The 16,464-nt window shown below is 43.5% G+C and carries 19 protein-coding genes; all 19 read right to left on the minus strand.

Going from position 1 to position 16,464, the window contains the following annotated elements; genetic code table 11:
* Window positions 1-6 precede the first annotated feature (6 nt).
* The 19 genes from CALPO_RS0102445 to topA all read right to left on the minus strand — a co-directional run bounded on the left by CALPO_RS0102445 (window position 7) and on the right by topA (window position 16,419).
* Window positions 7-687, minus strand: coding sequence for an OmpA family protein (locus CALPO_RS0102445; protein ID WP_026485912.1), 681 nt, complete (start codon window positions 685-687; stop codon window positions 7-9).
* Window positions 680-1,480: a motility protein A gene (locus CALPO_RS13060; protein ID WP_035172010.1), complete on the minus strand. Its 801-nt coding sequence runs from the start codon at window positions 1,478-1,480 to the stop codon at window positions 680-682. The genes CALPO_RS0102445 and CALPO_RS13060 overlap by 8 nt, the downstream gene beginning before the upstream one ends.
* Entirely contained in the window at window positions 1,481-1,681 is a 201-nt protein-coding gene (locus tag CALPO_RS0102455; RefSeq protein ID WP_026485913.1) for a flagellar FlbD family protein, read from the minus strand. It abuts the gene before it with no gap.
* A 14-nt stretch (window positions 1,682-1,695) separates the two neighbouring features.
* The gene (locus CALPO_RS0102460) at window positions 1,696-2,961 is read right to left on the minus strand and encodes a flagellar hook protein FlgE (protein ID WP_026485914.1); all 1,266 of its coding nucleotides are present in this window, start codon (window positions 2,959-2,961) and stop codon (window positions 1,696-1,698) included.
* A gap of 18 nt (window positions 2,962-2,979) precedes the next feature.
* Window positions 2,980-3,354, minus strand: coding sequence for a flagellar hook capping FlgD N-terminal domain-containing protein (locus CALPO_RS0102465; protein ID WP_407638200.1), 375 nt, complete (start codon window positions 3,352-3,354; stop codon window positions 2,980-2,982).
* Between the two features lie 21 nt (window positions 3,355-3,375).
* Window positions 3,376-4,686, minus strand: coding sequence for a flagellar hook-length control protein FliK (locus CALPO_RS0102470; RefSeq protein ID WP_026485916.1), 1,311 nt, complete (start codon window positions 4,684-4,686; stop codon window positions 3,376-3,378).
* Between the two features lie 15 nt (window positions 4,687-4,701).
* Entirely contained in the window at window positions 4,702-5,238 is a 537-nt protein-coding gene (locus tag CALPO_RS0102475; protein ID WP_026485917.1) for a MotE family protein, read from the minus strand.
* On the minus strand, window positions 5,239-5,682 hold the full coding sequence (gene fliJ, locus CALPO_RS0102480; protein ID WP_026485918.1) for a flagellar export protein FliJ: 444 nt from the start codon (window positions 5,680-5,682) through the stop codon (window positions 5,239-5,241).
* Between the two features lie 2 nt (window positions 5,683-5,684).
* Window positions 5,685-6,995: a flagellar protein export ATPase FliI gene (gene fliI / locus CALPO_RS0102485; RefSeq protein WP_026485919.1), complete on the minus strand. Its 1,311-nt coding sequence runs from the start codon at window positions 6,993-6,995 to the stop codon at window positions 5,685-5,687.
* Window positions 6,988-7,719, minus strand: coding sequence for a FliH/SctL family protein (locus CALPO_RS0102490; RefSeq protein WP_026485920.1), 732 nt, complete (start codon window positions 7,717-7,719; stop codon window positions 6,988-6,990). Before CALPO_RS0102490 ends, fliI begins: the two co-directional genes overlap by 8 nt.
* A complete protein-coding gene (fliG, locus tag CALPO_RS0102495) occupies window positions 7,712-8,719 on the minus strand; it encodes a flagellar motor switch protein FliG (protein WP_026485921.1) in 1,008 nt (335 codons plus the stop codon). Before fliG ends, CALPO_RS0102490 begins: the two co-directional genes overlap by 8 nt.
* Window positions 8,720-8,727: 8 nt before the next feature.
* Window positions 8,728-10,281 (minus strand): flagellar basal-body MS-ring/collar protein FliF, encoded by a 1,554-nt coding sequence (fliF, locus tag CALPO_RS0102500; RefSeq protein WP_026485922.1) that lies wholly within the window; start codon window positions 10,279-10,281, stop codon window positions 8,728-8,730.
* A gap of 18 nt (window positions 10,282-10,299) precedes the next feature.
* A complete protein-coding gene (fliE, locus tag CALPO_RS0102505) occupies window positions 10,300-10,602 on the minus strand; it encodes a flagellar hook-basal body complex protein FliE (RefSeq protein ID WP_026485923.1) in 303 nt (100 codons plus the stop codon).
* Between the two features lie 11 nt (window positions 10,603-10,613).
* Window positions 10,614-11,057, minus strand: a complete 444-nt coding sequence (gene flgC, locus CALPO_RS0102510; protein ID WP_026485924.1) for a flagellar basal body rod protein FlgC — start codon at window positions 11,055-11,057, stop codon at window positions 10,614-10,616.
* The gene (flgB, locus tag CALPO_RS0102515; protein WP_035172013.1) at window positions 11,054-11,452 is read right to left on the minus strand and encodes a flagellar basal body rod protein FlgB; all 399 of its coding nucleotides are present in this window, start codon (window positions 11,450-11,452) and stop codon (window positions 11,054-11,056) included. The genes flgC and flgB overlap by 4 nt, the downstream gene beginning before the upstream one ends.
* A gap of 129 nt (window positions 11,453-11,581) precedes the next feature.
* Complete coding sequence (gene codY, locus CALPO_RS0102520) at window positions 11,582-12,298, minus strand: GTP-sensing pleiotropic transcriptional regulator CodY (RefSeq protein ID WP_026485926.1); 717 nt, start codon at window positions 12,296-12,298, stop codon at window positions 11,582-11,584.
* Window positions 12,299-12,313: 15 nt separating this feature from the next.
* A complete protein-coding gene (gene hslU / locus CALPO_RS0102525) occupies window positions 12,314-13,702 on the minus strand; it encodes an ATP-dependent protease ATPase subunit HslU (protein WP_026485927.1) in 1,389 nt (462 codons plus the stop codon).
* Window positions 13,703-13,725: 23 nt separating this feature from the next.
* Window positions 13,726-14,256 (minus strand): ATP-dependent protease subunit HslV, encoded by a 531-nt coding sequence (hslV, locus tag CALPO_RS0102530; RefSeq protein ID WP_026485928.1) that lies wholly within the window; start codon window positions 14,254-14,256, stop codon window positions 13,726-13,728.
* Window positions 14,257-14,331: 75 nt separating this feature from the next.
* A complete protein-coding gene (gene topA, locus CALPO_RS0102535; protein WP_026485929.1) occupies window positions 14,332-16,419 on the minus strand; it encodes a type I DNA topoisomerase in 2,088 nt (695 codons plus the stop codon).
* Between the last annotated feature and the right edge of the window lie 45 nt (window positions 16,420-16,464).

A 16,464-nucleotide genomic window follows, 5' to 3' on the forward strand; every position in this document is an offset into this window, starting at 1 on the left:
TTCATACTATGAGCCATTTCTCAATATAACTATGTCTACCCTTCTATTTTTGGCTCTATTGCTATCGCTGGTATTAGGCACAATGGGGCGATACTCACCAAACCCCTCTGCAGATAACCTCTCGGGTGAAATCCCGTGTTTGTTCACCAGATGCTTCAACACAGTTACCGCCCTATCTGTAGAGAGCTCCCAGTTGCTAGGATATTTGCTGTTGTATATTGGAACATCATCAGTGTGTCCCTCCACTTTTATAGGATAATCACAACTTTTCAAAACAGATGAAATCTTGTCTAATATCATTATAGACTCGGGTTTTAAATCAGCTTTTCCAGTATCAAAAAGTACCCCATCTACAAATCTTATAATGAGACCTCTCTCATTTAACACCAATTTTACACTGCCTTTTAATTGGTTTTCGCTTATGTACTTATTCAAATTGTTGTAAATCTTCCGCAATTGGTCGTTACTACTTTGTTGATTTGAGCCTAAATCCAGATTACTTATTTGCTTTACACCCATCCCACCGCCAATCGACTGGATAAACGTCTGAAACTTGTTTGCGTTTACAGAAGACATGGAAAAAAGCAATACAAAGAAAGTCAAAAGGAGCGACATTAAATCGGCATAGGTATTGAGCCAATCGTTGGGGGCACCTTCATCTATTTCAAACCTGCGTTTCTTACGCATTTATTTCACCTTCTAAACCTTTCCTGATACCTTCATTTTTTTTGAATTTTTCAGGATACCTGAAAAAGGCCCACAACTTTTCCTCTATAATCCTGGGATTTTCTCCTGCCTGTATGGACAAAATGCCCTCAATCATCACTTCCCTTAACAGCGATTCCTCTTTACTCCTTATACCTATCTTCTTTGCAATAGGTATAAATAACATATAAGCCAGTATAGAACCATAAAATGTAGTTATAAGTGCCACTGCCATACCAGGCCCTATCTTCGAAGGATCGTTGAGGTTTTTAAGCATATTTATTAAACCGATGAGGGTACCTATCATTCCAAAAGCTGGGGCAAATGTAGCTAAAGTTCTGAATACCCCTCCTTCCTCTTTACTCCTCTCCTCCATAAATGTCAATTCTGTCTCCAGTATATCCCTCACCAGTTTAGGATCGGTGCCATCTACAACCAGCAGTATTCCCTTTTTTAAAAATTCATCTTTTATATGAGAAGCCTCATCCTCCAGAGCTAATAATCCTTCTCTCCTGGCCGTCGTAGCCAAATTTATTATTTGATCAATGAGTTCCTCAGGTTTTATGAGTTTTTGAAAAAATACCTTTTTAGCTGATCTAAACGCCCGCGCAATATTGGACATAGGACAGGAGAGAAGGGTACTGCATATAGACCCTCCTATAGTTATCAACACCGACGGAATATCAATAAACGTGTCAATGCTGCCATTTAAATATATCGACCATATTACGACTACAAATCCGGCTATAAGTCCTATTAAGGAAGCTATATCCAATTAATTCACCGCCTTAAAAAAGCCATTTACATCCCTTTTATACTCTTTCACCTTTTCTATTATCTCATCTATGCTCTGCTGTACCACGTATTTGTTACCAGTGGTAAGGGTTATTACCGTATCTGGAGTAGACTCCACACACTCTATGAGATCCGCGTTGACCACAAACTCTTTTCCATTCAACCTGTTTACTTTTATCAAAGGATATCACCTAATCAGCGCACTATATTCACAAGATCCTGTAGCATCGCGTCTGATGCGGTTATAACCCTGGCATTAGCTTGATAACCCCTCTGGGTTACAATCATATTGGTAAATTCCTGGGCCAAGTCTACGTTGGACATCTCCAGCGATCCAGGGTTTAACACACCACGACCTCCCGTACCCGCTGTTCCGTAATCAGGATCTCCTGAGTTAGGCGTAACTTTATAAAGATTATCTCCTGCCTTTTCCAGCCCCATGGGATTAGGTATATTAGCAATAGCCAATTGGCCTATGATTACATTTTGACCATTGGAATACGTGACATTTACGTTGCCGTACTGATCGATTTCAAAGCTCTCCATAGATCCTGCGGGATTGCCGTCCTTGCTCACTTCTTTAACCGTGTCTTTTTCCATGCCCACCCCTGCGTATTGCGTAAGATCCGTTATGTCCAGGTTGATAGTCTGCGGGCTGTTTGCTCCATCGCTATCTGTTATACTCAGTTGTATAATCCTCCTGCCATTGGAATCCGCCGCAGGGCTTGTCAATTTACCGTTGGAATCAAAGGCAATACTAGAAGTATTTATAGTTATATTTGTTAATGCCGAATCAGCGGAGGAAACGGAGATATCCCATGCGTTGACGCCTGTCTTAGTAAATTTCAGGTTAATTATATGTGACCTTCCCAGTGAATCGTATATCATCTCGTCATATGTCATGAAGTCATCAACAGCAAGGTTTGCGTTTAGATTCCCGCCGATTTTGACATTTTGAGTTGCAGACGCCCCTTTGGAAAGTTGGGCGTACAGATTAAGCGGTACCAAATCCCCTGAAGTATCTACTTTCCCGGTGCTATCAGCCCGCCAGCCGTAGACGTAAAGCCCGCCTGCCGTGACCAGGTTGCCCTGGCTATCTACGCCAAAATTGCCTGCTCTGGTATAGCTTTTGCTTCCTGTAAGATCACCTACCGTAAAAAAGCCGTTGCCATCTATCATTACATCAAGGGGATTATCTGTCCTTTGGCTACTGCCTTGAGAAAACAAGGTGTCAATAGAACCTATGGCCACTCCCAAGCCAATTTGCTGCGGATTGGTACCTCCCATATTGTCCTGAGGCATAGATGCACCTTTTATAAGCTGGCTCATCACATCTTTAAATGTAACCCGGCTTGCTTTAAAGCCCACGGTGTTCACATTGGCTACATTGTTGCCTATCACATCCATAGCCGCCTGCTCTGCCTTCAGGCCTGATACTGCTGAATACATTGAACGCATCATCTTTCATACACCCCTTTTCTATTTTACACTCTTTACATCGCTTATGGGTATCAAACCATTTCCTACCAACAAATATACGGTGCCATTGGAAATGGACACGCTGTCTACTGTACCACTGATCGTACCTGTATCTACAGTTTTCCCTATGAGCTCCGTTGCCCTTAACATATCAATGCTGGTGTTCAAATTTTGCATCTGCTCCAGCGCGCTGAACTGGGCCATTTGCGCAACAAACTCTCTGTCATCAACAGGTTGCAAAGGATCCTGGTTGCTCAGCTGTGTTATGAGCAACTTGAGGAAGTCATATTTGCCCAATACCTGGTTTTTCTGAACTGACGTATCAGGTTCTATAGAATAACCTGAGGTTAAAGCGCTGACATCCACTATTTTCACCCCGTTTCTTCACATTGCGTTTTACACGAGATAATTTACGCTGGACACGCCATCGTACACAAAGGCTACGTCGTCAAAAGCCTTTGTGACAATCTTGTTGTTGTCAAACCTATACCTTTTTCCCTCATTCCACTGGTTGCCGCCATTGCTTTGGGCCAATTGGTCGTTCGTCCCTGTATCCACCATTACACTTATGCTCTGCACGTTTATGCCTTGGTTCTGCAGGGCATCTCTAAGCTGCATAAGATTTGACTCTATAACCTGCTTTACCTGATAATTTTGAACTTCAATCTTGGCCATCATAATACCTTTGTCTATTTCGATGTTTAAGGATATGTTGCCTAAAGACTCAGGTTTTAACTTGATGTCAGCACCGTATTTATCAGCGGTCAGGTCTATATTGAATCTTGCACCATCTACTATCTGGGATATCACGTCCTGAGCTTTTACCGGCGATGCATCCAACGGTAAAGCATTCAAAGATGCCTGAGATACCCTGGATTCTAAGCCAGGAATAGCATGCTCCAGGTTATGCGCGCCGGCTGAATAAGCCGGTATTCCACTTAACACCACCTTTAATCCATCTGCAGTCTTTGGCAGTTTATCATCCAGTAGATTTCTCTTTGCGCCTGCCAGGTCTTCTTGACCTCCCAGCTTTCCCTGCTCTGAGAAAACCTTCAACGCCTGGTCTGGACTATCGCCTTTTTTATCAAAGGACAAATATCCCTTTACATCAGTGGGCATTTGCTGCTTTTTAACCCCCGTATCAGCCGCATCAGCCACAGTGATTTGTTTTTGAGCAACCTCTTTTGCCCCTTTCGTTATCTCCTTTTGCGTGTCGCCGCTGTAACTCTCTTCTTTTCCCTCTTTGCCTTTCGCTACAGCGTATGCCGCCATAAGCCCCGTTGCTTCGCCCTTTGCAACGCTGACGGTATCCACATTCTGTCCGATTGCCTTTTTGTCTTCGCTGCTTATGAAAATACTATCCATGTAACTTTTAAGCTCCTCGTTCAGTTCCTGTAAAAGAGCAGGATTTTTAATCATTTGATTTAACAGGTCCTTTAGCATTTGATCCACTTTGATGCCTTTATCCGACAATGTGCTTTCTACCATATGTTCATCGATGGGCATATTCTGGGAGATGCCCATACTCAACAGCAAATTCAGTAGCGCCATTACATCAGACCAGTGGGATTTCAAAAGGCTTGCAAAATCCTCTTTCTCATCATCCAAGCCCTTAGCCACGGCCTTTATCGGCTGTTTTGTGTCGCCTATTGCATCTATTGACGCCTTATATCCCTTTACAACAAACAAAAAATCGCTTTTAACCAACAGCTCACCCCCTCTTTACTGGATCACCTGTCCCATCATTATCTGGGTGATCTTAGCAGCTGTATCAGGGTTCATATTCTGCATTATCTGAGCAGCCGACGACTTTTGCATGTTTTTGAGTATAAGAGCCACCTGATTGCTATCCTGCATCTTTTCCAGTATACTGGCAGCCGATTGAGGATCCATATTTTCGTAATATTTAACCAGGTCTTTTATCTGCACTTCTTTGGAATTTAATAGCTTTTCCCGGTCATCCAGGGACTTTTGCAACTTCATAAGCTTCTCCTGTTGAGTTTTTATATCCGCCTCTTTAGCGTTTAGCTGATTTTCCCTTTGCTGTAACTTCAACTTCTCGCTTCTTATATAATCCATTTCCTTAGCAATTTTTTCCTGAGTAGAGGACAGCGAATAAGAAACTACGACATTCTTTACCACAGGTATACTGGATAACTGTTTTATCACAGCATCCTTTATATTAAAAAAATTAAAATACACCACAACACCCGCCGCTACTGCCAGTATTAAAAAAAAGGGGAAAAATCTTTTTCTCATCTATATCACCTTTGTTATATACCTGTTGCTTACAAACTGATCTATATTGTTCTGCTCCAGCTTGTCCAACTTTTTTATATATTCTTTATAGCATTTTTCATCCAGCTTGTCTAACATTTTTATATCCTGTGAGGTCTTGACAAGCTCCTGCCGTATGCTGTCTAATTCTTTTTGTATTTTTTCTATCACTTCCAATTGATTTGAGAGGTCCTGGCGAACTCCCCAGAGGCTCCTATAAGAATACTGATATTCCAAGGCGCTTAACGGTTTGGTACTGGCGCTCTCTAGGTGATTTAATATCTCTTTTTCCTTATCAATAAATCTGTCTAAGACCTTTTTAGCACTTCTCAAATGGCTCATTTTTAATGAAAATTCGCTTTTTAATTTCTTTTGTCGCTGGAGGCTTAAATCAGCGATTCTCTTAAGTCTGAATACATATCCCACATTCAATCACCTACTATGCTTTTCATCTGCTTTAAAATATCACCAGGGTTAACAACCTCTCCGCTCTTCTGCCTTAAAAAGCTGTTTATCGCGCCTATCTTTTCTATAGCATAGTCCACCTCCGGGTTATTGCCTTTTTTATAGGCGCCTATGGATATCAGGTCCTCAAAATCCCTGTACACCGCAAGAGTATTCTTTATCTTCCCCGCTAACTCCAGATGTTCCTCAGACACCACGTCAGTCATAACCCTGCTTACGCTGGCGAGCACATCTATGGCCGGGTAGTGATTGCTGTTTGCCAGCTTTCTGGACAGGACGATATGCCCATCCAGTATGCTCCTCACAGCGTCAGTTACCGGCTCGTTAAAGTCATCACCGTCTACCAACACCGTGTAAAGTGCCGTTATAGAACCAACCTCTGCATTGCCGGTCCTCTCCATTAGCTTGGGCAACAGTGAAAACACCGAAGGAGTATAACCCTTTGAGACCGGCGGTTCACCTACAGCCAACCCTATTTCCCTCTGGGCCATAGCAAACCTGGTGACAGAATCCATCATAAACATAACGTCACAACCGCAATCCCTAAAGTACTCGGCGATAGCCGTAGCGGTATACGCCGCTTTTAACCTCACCATAGCGGGCTCGTCGGATGTAGAGACCACCAATACCGATTTTTTCATGCCTTCAGCGCCCAGGGCCTTGTCTATAAAGTCGTTTACTTCCCGTCCCCTCTCGCCTATTAACGCTATGACGTTTACGTCAGCTGAAGAAGATCTGGCAATCATCCCCATGAGAGTGCTTTTACCCACTCCACTTCCCGCAAATATGCCAAATCTCTGGCCTTTCCCGCAGGTCAAAAGTCCATCTATAGCCCTTATACCTGTATAAAACGGCTGTTTTATCGGCTTTCTCACCAGGGGATTGGGAGGGCTGGCGTAGATCTTTTTCCACCGCCCTTTTACTATATCGCCGTTGCCATCAATGGGTTTGCCCAAGCCGTTTAAAACCCTACCTCTAAGCTCTGAGCTAACCCGAACCCTCAGCGGCTCGCCATAGGACCTGACTGTACAACCCTGCCTTATACCTTCTGTATCACCGATAGCCATAAGTATGACGCCGTTTTTATCAAAGCCCACCACCTCAGCTAAAACCCCGCCGCCTTTGCTTTTCTCTATCCTACAAAGCTCCCCTACTTGTGCATAAGGCAGGCTGCACCTTATAGTGAGTCCTACCACCTGGGTTACATGGCCTATATAACTGTAAAACTTTTTGTCCTGTATCTCCTGGTATTTGTCTAAATCTACCTTATTCATTTAACAAAATGCTCCTCAGTTCTCTCTTCATGTTGTCCAACTGGGTCATTATACCACAGTCAATGCTGCCATCAGGGGTATCTATTATTATATCACCCTGCTTTAACGTAGGATCAGCAATCAATTTAAAACCCTGAAGTTCCGCGCTATCCGACAAAATCTTGTAATCATCGTCGCATACCCTTACCTCAAAATCTCCCTTTACGCTTAAATGAGACATGGCCTCATGGATAACCCTCTGGTATAATTCGCCTTTATTTATTTCTCCCAGGATCTTTTCTACACATGTGGATAAAAGCCTCACCATGTCCGACTCCATCTCTTGTAAAAGCCTCTGCCTTTCCTGTGTGATTTGCTCTTTTAGCCGATTGGCCTGATCCACTATGGCCTGGGCCTCTTTCCGTCCTTCTTCTAACCCTTTAGCCATGCCTTCTGCATAACCATCGGCATAGCCTTTTTGCTTGCCCTCCATATAGCCCTGTTGTTTAGCTTGTTCTTTCTGCTCTGAGGCTAATTTGCCTGCTTCTTCAATAATCTTGTCTCTCTGAACCAAAGCGTCTTTTATTATCCTGTCATGTTCGGCTCTCGCTCTTGACAGCGCTTCATCTATTTCATTTAGCCTTTCGTCTGCCCGGGATGGGACTTTATCTTTGTTGGCATTTGGCGGCGCTATGTAATAGATGCCCTCGTAATCCACCACCGTCGCTTTTATAACTTTACTCAATTAATTCATCACCACCGCCCCTGGATATAATGATCTCCCCAGCATCTTCTAATTTCCTTATTATGCTCACAATCCTCTGCTGAGCCTCATCCACATCCCTTAACCTAACAGGTCCCATATACTGGATGTCCTCTTTGATCATCTCGGCCAAGCGCTTTGACATGTTGTTGTATATAACCCTCGCCACATCCTCACTGGCTCCTTTAAGAGCTAAGGCTATGTCGTGGTTGTCCACTTCCCTTAAAATCCTCTGGATGGATCTGTTGTCAAGGGTGACTATATCTTCAAATACAAACATGCGCTTTTTGACCTCTTCTGCCAAATCTATATCCATGACCTCCAGGGTATCCATGATGTTTTTCTCGGTGGTTCTATCTACAGAATTTAAAATGCTGACGATAGCAGGAATTCCGCCGGTGACGGCGTAATCCTGGACCACTACATTGGACAGCTTTCTCTCCAGTATGCTCTCCACCTCTTTTATAATCTCCGGTGAAGTCCTGTCCATTTTGGCTATCCTGTAAGCTATATCAGCTTGTTTTTCCTGAGGCAACGCTGAAAGAACCATAGCAGCCTGCTCCGGCTGGAGATATGATAAAACCAGCGCTATGGTCTGCGGATGCTCATTTTGTAAAAAATTTAATATTTGAGAAGGATCGGCTTTTCGCATAAAGTCAAAAGGCTTTACCTGTAATGATGAAGTGAGGTGATTTATTATCTCTAACGCCCTCTGGGTGCCCAAGGCTTTTTCCAGCACCTCCCGGGCGTACTCTATACCTCCTTCTGCAATGTAACCCTGAGCCAGGCACATATCGTAAAAATCCTGCAGCACTTTTTCTTTTTCTTCTGCCGTTATGGATTTTATATTGGCTATCTCCAGCGTAAGCTGCTCTATTTCCTGTTCTTCCAGGTGCTTAAACACCTCTGCGGCGTATTCCGGCCCCAGGGCTATAAGGACCTTCGCGGCCAGCTCTTTTCCGTTGAAATTCTTTTGCACCATATATCACCTCAATCCTGTTGCATAAGCGTCTTTATTAACTGCGCTACGATATCTGGCTTATCTTTTATAAGCTTCTCCAGCTCACGCCTGTAAACCGGTTTCTCTTCTAATTTGTCCACAAGGGTGCCTGAGGCGCCTTCTTCAGGAGAGGGTAAGGAAGAAAGTGGAACGACCTCTGTTGGATGAGCAGGTTTTGTTTTTTTCCTCTTCACAGCGCTGTACGCAAACCACCCTCCTGTAGCCAATGCCGCCAACAAAGCGCCCATGAGTACATACCCTCGCATCCTGGCTGCTGCCTGCTGCCTTGCCAACTGCGCCATCTCGTTTGCAAGGCTCCTGTTAAATGGCATCGCATCCACCGTTACATTGGCATTTTTTGTACCTGTTGCACTGGCCACCAACTGAGCTACCTGCCGCCTCGTCGCAGCAGATAAATTATTGTCATTTACTACCACCGCTACAGTCAAGCTGTCGATACCACCCTTAGCCTTGTCTATTTCTCTCCTTATCTCATTTATTTCATAATTTATAGTCCTATTCGTTTCGCTGTAATTGCCATTGGAAGCATTGCCCGTAACGGTAGTATTTCCGCCATTATTAGTGGTTCCCGGTGTGCCACCAGGTCCATTGCCCCCTGTTTGATTTTTTCTTATCTCCTGTATACTCCTTATAATTCCATTGGTGTCAATCACAGGGGAATACTGAACCGACGTCTCTTTTTGCGTGTCAAAATTTAACCTGGCATTGACCCGTACCACCACATTGCCCGGCCCGAACACCTGCTCCAGCAGCGACTGCACGTTGTCTTTGATGTTTGATTCAATTTCTCGCTGCAACTGGTACCGAGAATCCACAGAACCTATATCAGTCCCGTTGACATCACTGTCCGACGTATTCAATATGGTGCCATTCTGATCGATTACCGTTATGTTTTGAGGTTTTAACTGCTGTATGCTCTTGGATACAAATTGAACGATGCCGTTTACCTGCTGTTTGCTCAACGTGACACCAGGTTGCAACGTGATTTTAATAGCAGCCGTAGCCTCCTGCTGATCATTGGACAGCACAAAAGTATTGCTGTCAGGGACCACAATCAACACCTGGGCATCCTGTACGCCGTTTATGGTCTTTATAGCGTCGGCGATCTCGTTTTGCAGGAAATACAAATACCTTTTCTGCCTCTCCATATCCGTGGTACCCAATGATGAATTTTTAAAAGCGTCGTCTATAGAAAATCCACTTTGGGGAAGCCCTTGGGTTGCCAGTTGCATTCTCACTTCATCCCTGAACTGCTGGGGAACCAATATGGTGCTTCCACCGTTTGACAACTTGTAAGGCACTTTCAAGTCGCTCTTCAGTTTTTCTACCACAGCGCCGGCATCTTTTTCGTTCAAACCGCTGTACAAGACCACGTAATTGGGCCTCGTCACAATCGTCATAAGGGTAAACACCGACGCCACGGTTATGGCTGCAATCGCTATAAGTTTTATTTTTTGTGATTTTGTAAGGTTATTCCAGTATTCCTTCAATCGCGCCGTGTATCTATTAAATATATCTTTCATATCTACTCCCATCCACTACTACAGCTGCATTCTCATTATTTCCTGATAGGCATTTACGATCTTATCCCTTATGCTTAACGCTGTCTGAAGAGCTATGCTCGCTTTTTCAGCATCAATCATCACCTGAGGTAAATCTATTTGGCCAGCAGCCAGCAAAATGTCGTCATTGCGCGACACTTTTTGCAAATTATCCAGTTCTTTTAAAGCATTGCTCAATACATCAGAAAAATCGAGATCAGGTATCGCAGAATTGCCGGAAGCGGAAAAGCCGCTTACATTATAGACGTTGTTAACACCTATAGAGGATACAGATTGTATCACAGGAATCACCTCTATTTACCGATATTCAGTGTCTTCATAGCCATATCCTTTGTGGCATTTACTGCGGTCACATTAGCCTCATAAGACCTGGTTGCAGATATCATATCCACCATTTCCGTGACGATGTTCACATTGGGCATCAAAACATAACCTTGGGCATTAGCATCAGGGTGACCTGGCTGGTATATTCTTTTAAACGGCGACTGATCCTGCTGTATGGAATCCACCGTAACACCTGTTCCATTAAACCTAGCCCTCTGGCTATCCAATATGCTTGCAAAATCAGTTGTTTGGTTCTCCCTAAATACCACGACTTTACGCCTGTAAGGCCCACCACCAGGTGTCCTGGTAGTATTAACATTGGCGATATTATCCGCTATGACGTCCATCCTTAGCCTCTGGGCGCTCAATCCTGTAGCGCTTATATCAAGAGCACTTAAGAACAAATTCGTCACCTCCCGCTATTAATGACATCCCTTATCCCATTAAATTCGCCGGATATCCTGGTTATAAGCGCGTCGTACCACACGTTGTTTTTCGCCAGCTGCGCCATCTCATTGTCAATATCCACGTTATTTCCATCCATCCTGTACGAGGTACCATCTACTTTTTCTACCACAGGCTGCAGATTTTCTACATTTTCATTCCCTATAGGTATGTGCCTCGGATTCGTCACATATCCCGCAAAAGACTTTCCACTTAATGCATCTGCCAAAATGTCCTCAAATCTGACTATAGACCTCTTAAAACCCGGCGTATCAACGTTGGCGATGTTATTAGAAATGACCTGATTTCTTAACCATGCGGCATTTACGGCACTGGATAAGATATTAATTGAATTAATTTCCATGTAGAACACCTCTCAATAATTATTCGACATCATTTTTATATTTCCTTCAAAAATTCTCATATTTTGTGCTGTGTAACAACTTGAAGCACAAAAAAGCGCTGCGAAATCAAACGCAGCGCTTAAGTTCTTTTATTTGATTTTATTCAATTCATCCAACAACTTGTCGTTTAGTATCTTTATATAAGTTCCTTTCATTCCTAAAGACCTTGACTCTATAACCCCTGCGCTTTCAAACTTTCTCAGGGCATTCACTATAACAGAACGGGTGATTCCTACCTTATCGGCAATTTTACTTGCTACCAGAAGTCCCTCGCTGGAATTTAGCTCTTTGAATATATGCCTTATAGCCTCAAGCTCTGAATAAGACAGTGTGGCAATAGCCATCTGGACCATAGCCCTTTTTCTCACATCTTCTTCCACTTCTTCGTTCTTTGACCTGAGTATTTCCATACCTACCACTGTTGCCCCGTATTCGGCCAGTACAAGGTCATCATCGGTAAACCTCTCATATCTGATCATCAAAAGGGTGCCAAGCCTTTCTCCACCGCAGCTTATGGGAACCACGGTAATAAACTTATCGCTTATCACGTCATTTTCGCTGGTTTCATTTATCTCCATGAGCCTCGCGTTGTACTCATCCAAAAGCTTATTGCCTTCAATAAAATTTTCTGCCAGTTTAAAAGAAACCATCTGCCCTAGTATCTTGCCTCTGCGGCTGGTTATATACACATTGGCATCCAATACTTCGCTTAAAATGCGGGCGATATCGTTAAAATCCACCGGTTGCCCACCTGATTTCTGCAGTATCCTATTGACTTTTCGCGTTTTTTCCAGTAAATCACTCATCAGTAACCCACCTCATTAAAGTATAAAATCATTGATATCGTTCTGCGGCATCATTTCATCCAGTTGCTTTTTTACAAATTCGCCGTCGATGATTATAGATTTTTCAACAAACGGAGCGTTGAATGAAAGATCCTCAAACAGTTTTTCCATAACCGAATACAGCCTTCTCGCGCCTATATTCTCGTATTGCTCGTTCATCTCGTAAGCGATATTCGCAATGGCTTCTATAGCGTCGTCGGTTATCTGTACATCTATCCCTTCCGTTGCCAACAACGCTTTGTACTGCTTGACCAGTGCATTTCGAGGTTCTGTCAATATCCTCTTGAAATCCTCAGCTGTCAAATTGTCCAGGTGAACTCTAACAGGAAATCTACCTTGAAGTTCAGGGATCAGGTCGGATACCTTTGAAACATTAAAAGCTCCTGCCGCTATAAACAGTATGTAATCCGTCTTTACAGGCCCATACTTGGTCATCACAGTGCACCCTTCTACTATAGGCAGTATATCCCTTTGCACCCCTTCACGGGATACATCAGGGCCTGAGGAGTATTCTCTTCCAGCTATCTTATCTATCTCATCGATGAAAATAATACCTTCCTGCTCTGCCCTTCTTATGGCTTCAGAAGTCACTTCATCCATGTCGATTAATTTTTGAGCTTCTTCCTGTTGAAATATGCGCCTGGCCTCTTTTACCGTCACTTTTCTTATCTTCTTCTTTTTATTTAAAATCCCTGAAAACAGATCCTGAAAGTTAACGTTCATCTCTTCCGGTCCCAAATTGGTAAAAAACTCAATAGAAGGCAAAGAAGAGTCCTCGACCTCTATTTCTATGAGTTCATCCTCCAATTCTCCGTTTCTTAATTCTTCCAGCACATGTTTCCTTTTGGCCAGCGTTTCCTCATCTGGCATATCCTCACCTTCATTGCGCTGCGTGCCCAGCGAAAACAAAAATTCCATAGGATTGCTCTGAGGTCTCGCCTTTTTCCTGGAAGGCACAAGTTCTTTTACCAATCTCTCCTCGGCTAGTTTTGCAGCCTTATCGCTTACTTCATTTATTTTTTCTTCTTTCACCAGCCTTATAGATGCCTCTACCAAATCTCTTACCATGGACTCTACATCTCTGCCCACGTAACCTACCTCAGTATACTTGGTAGCCTCTACCTTTATAAAAGGTGCTCCTACCAATTTCGCCAGGCGTCTGGCTATTTCTGTTTTTCCAACGCCGGTCGGACCTATCATTATAATATTATGGGGCGTCACTTCATCCTTTAAATCTTCGGGCAATAAAGACCTTCTGTACCTGTTTCTCAGAGCCACTGCTACGCTTTTTTTTGCCTCTGTTTGCCCTATTATGTATTTATCCAGTTCCTGAACGATCTCTTTGGGAGTAAGTTGCTTTTTCAAAAAGGTCGGCCCCCTTTCAAAATTCATAGCTCTTCTACGCTTATATTGTCGTTGGTGTAAACGCATATCCTTGAGGCGATTTCCATGGATTTTATCGCTATATCCCTCGCCGATAAATTTGTATTCTCTATAAGAGCTTTCGCTGCGGCAAAAGCGTAATTACCCCCTGAACCAATAGCTATCACCTGATCGTCTGGCTGTATAACCTCTCCGCTCCCTGAGATCAACAGTATCTGTTCTTTATCGGCCGCAAGCAGTAATGCCTCCAGCTTCCTTAACACCCTATCAGATCTCCATTCAGATGCTAGTTCTACTGCTGCTTTCTTTAAATTGCCGTCGGACTTTTCCAGCTTTTCTTCAAACATATCGTAAAGGGCAAAAGCATCTGCTACAGACCCCGCAAATCCAACCAGTATTTTCCCATTATAAATCTTTCGGATCTTTTTAGCAGTGTGTTTTAATATAGTATTCTCTCCAAATGTCACCTGGCCATCTCCCGCCATTGCGACACTATTGTCTCTTTTTACCGCCACTATAGTGGTTGCTTTTATCAAATTCGCACCCCCTTGATACCAAACACATAAATATTAGCATAAATCGACACCATTTGCAATATTTATAAAAATTTTTTATATTTTCTCATTATTCATGGAGACTTCGTAATTGCACTGCTTGTTGCTGCACTTTATAATGCTGCCGCTCTTGGTATTTTTCTCCACTAAAATGCCGCCGCACTGAGGGCATTTTTCCCCCGTGGGTTTATCCCACGTCATAAAACCGCATGTGGGATTGTTTTCGCAGCCGTAATAAACCCTTCCCGTCCTGGTCCTCTTTACAAGCACCCTGCCACCGCACTCCGGGCATACCACCCCTGCATCCTGGTACAACGGCTTGGTGTTTTTGCACTCAGGGTAGCCAGGGCAGGCCAGAAACTTCCCATACCTGCCGTGTTTTACAACCATGTTTCTCCCGCACAGTTCGCACTTTATATCGGTTTGTTCATCAGGGATGGCGTATGAGCCCATTTTTTCCATAGCATCCTTGAGCTCTTTGCTAAACTGATTGTAAAAGTCCCTTACTAATTCCTTCCACTGTATCTGGCCACTTTCTACGGCATCCAGCTTGTTTTCCATGTCAGCGGTAAAACCTATATCCACTATATCTTTAAAATACTTAAGCATTATATCGTTTACTATATAGCCCAGTTCCGTAGGAACCAATACCTTGCCTTCTTTGACCACATACCCTCTTTCCTGAATGGTAGAAAGGATAGGGGCATAAGTGCTGGGCCTTCCTATACCTTTCTCCTCCAGCGTTTTTATCAGCGACGCTTCTGTATACCTTGGAGGCGGCTGGGTAAAATGCTGCTGAGGCTTTATCTCTACGAGTTTTAACACCTGCCCTTCCGTTAGTTCCGGTATTGTATTTTTATCTTCTTCAGGAGCGTCCTCTGAACTCTCCATGTATACGTGCATAAAGCCAGGAAATCTGATGGAAGACCCCGTGGCTTTAAAAAAGTATCTGCCCGCCTTAATATCCACAGTCAACGTATCGTATACAGCAGCAGCCATCTGGCTTGCCACAAACCTATCCCATATCAATTTATACAACCTGTACTGATCTCTGCTCAATGAGGATTTGACATCTTCAGGTCTCCTTAAAACCGATGTAGGTCTTATGGCTTCGTGAGCATCCTGTATTCTGCCAGATGCCTTAACCTTGGCTTTATCGCCACTGACATAATCGCTGCCGTAGTTCTCCAAGATAAATTTACGCGCCTCATTTTTGGCATCCTCTGATAATCTGGTAGAGTCCGTTCTTATATATGTGATAAGGCCAACCGAACCCTCCCCTTGGATGTCAACTCCTTCGTAAAGTTGTTGAGCCAGAAGCATGGTTTTTTTAGCCGTAAACCCGTACTTCCTCGACGCCTCCTGTTGCAACGTGCTGGTAGTAAAAGGAGGGGCCGGATTTCTCTTCTTTTCGCCTTTTTTAACTCCGGTGACAACGTATTCAGCGCCTTCTAACTCTTTGACAATATCCATCACCTGTTGCTGATCTTTAAGATCGAGTTTTTCAGACTCAGTACCGTAAAACCTGCCTTCAAATACCGTCGAATCGTCGCTTAAAAGAGCTGTTATCGTCCAGTACTCCTCAGGTTTAAAGGCTTTTATCTCGTTTTCTCTATCGCATATTATGCGGACCGCCACCGACTGGACTCTACCTGCACTTAATCCGTATTTGACGTTTTTCCACAGCAACGGACTTATCATGTACCCCACCAGTCGATCCAACACCCTTCGCGCCTGCTGGGCATTTACCAGATCGTCGTGTATAGGCCGCGGATTTTTCACGGCATTTTTAACGGTATTTTTAGTGATCTCGTTAAATTCAATCCTGCAGGGCTTGTCAGGGTCTATATTCAATATCTGCGCTAAATGCCAGGAAATAGCTTCTCCTTCCCTGTCAGGGTCTGTAGCTAGGTAAACCTTCTCAGCCGTTTTAGCCTCTTTTTTTAACCTGTCGATAACCTCACCTTTACCTCTAATGGTGATATACTTTGGTTCAAAGTCGTTTTCAATGTCTATACCCATCTGGCTTTTAGGCAAATCCCTCACATGTCCCATAGATGCCTCGACCTTATAATTTCTACCCAAGTACTTGCTTATCGTTTTAGCCTTAGCAGGTGACTCCACAATTACCAGTGTCTTATTCATAAATATCACCTCGATCAATACAAGTGTATATTATATCAAAAAAAT

Source organism: Caldanaerobius polysaccharolyticus DSM 13641 (assembly GCF_000427425.1).
Lineage (GTDB): Bacteria > Bacillota > Thermoanaerobacteria > Thermoanaerobacterales > Caldanaerobiaceae > Caldanaerobius > Caldanaerobius polysaccharolyticus.

Excerpts from the sequence above, each read along its gene's own strand:
- CALPO_RS0102460 (WP_026485914.1), bottom strand. The coding sequence starts at position 2,961 with ATGATGCGTTCAATGTATTCAGCAGTATCAGGCCTGAAGGCAGAGCAG.
- CALPO_RS0102475 (WP_026485917.1), bottom strand. The coding sequence starts at position 5,238 with ATGAGAAAAAGATTTTTCCCCTTTTTTTTAATACTGGCAGTAGCGGCG.
- topA (WP_026485929.1), bottom strand. The coding sequence starts at position 16,419 with ATGAATAAGACACTGGTAATTGTGGAGTCACCTGCTAAGGCTAAAACG.
- codY (WP_026485926.1), bottom strand. The coding sequence starts at position 12,298 with ATGAGTGATTTACTGGAAAAAACGCGAAAAGTCAATAGGATACTGCAG.
- fliI (WP_026485919.1), bottom strand. The coding sequence starts at position 6,995 with ATGAATAAGGTAGATTTAGACAAATACCAGGAGATACAGGACAAAAAG.
- CALPO_RS0102445 (WP_026485912.1), bottom strand. The coding sequence starts at position 687 with ATGCGTAAGAAACGCAGGTTTGAAATAGATGAAGGTGCCCCCAACGAT.
- flgB (WP_035172013.1), bottom strand. The coding sequence starts at position 11,452 with ATGGAAATTAATTCAATTAATATCTTATCCAGTGCCGTAAATGCCGCA.
- fliG (WP_026485921.1), bottom strand. The coding sequence starts at position 8,719 with ATGGTGCAAAAGAATTTCAACGGAAAAGAGCTGGCCGCGAAGGTCCTT.
- fliF (WP_026485922.1), bottom strand. The coding sequence starts at position 10,281 with ATGAAAGATATATTTAATAGATACACGGCGCGATTGAAGGAATACTGG.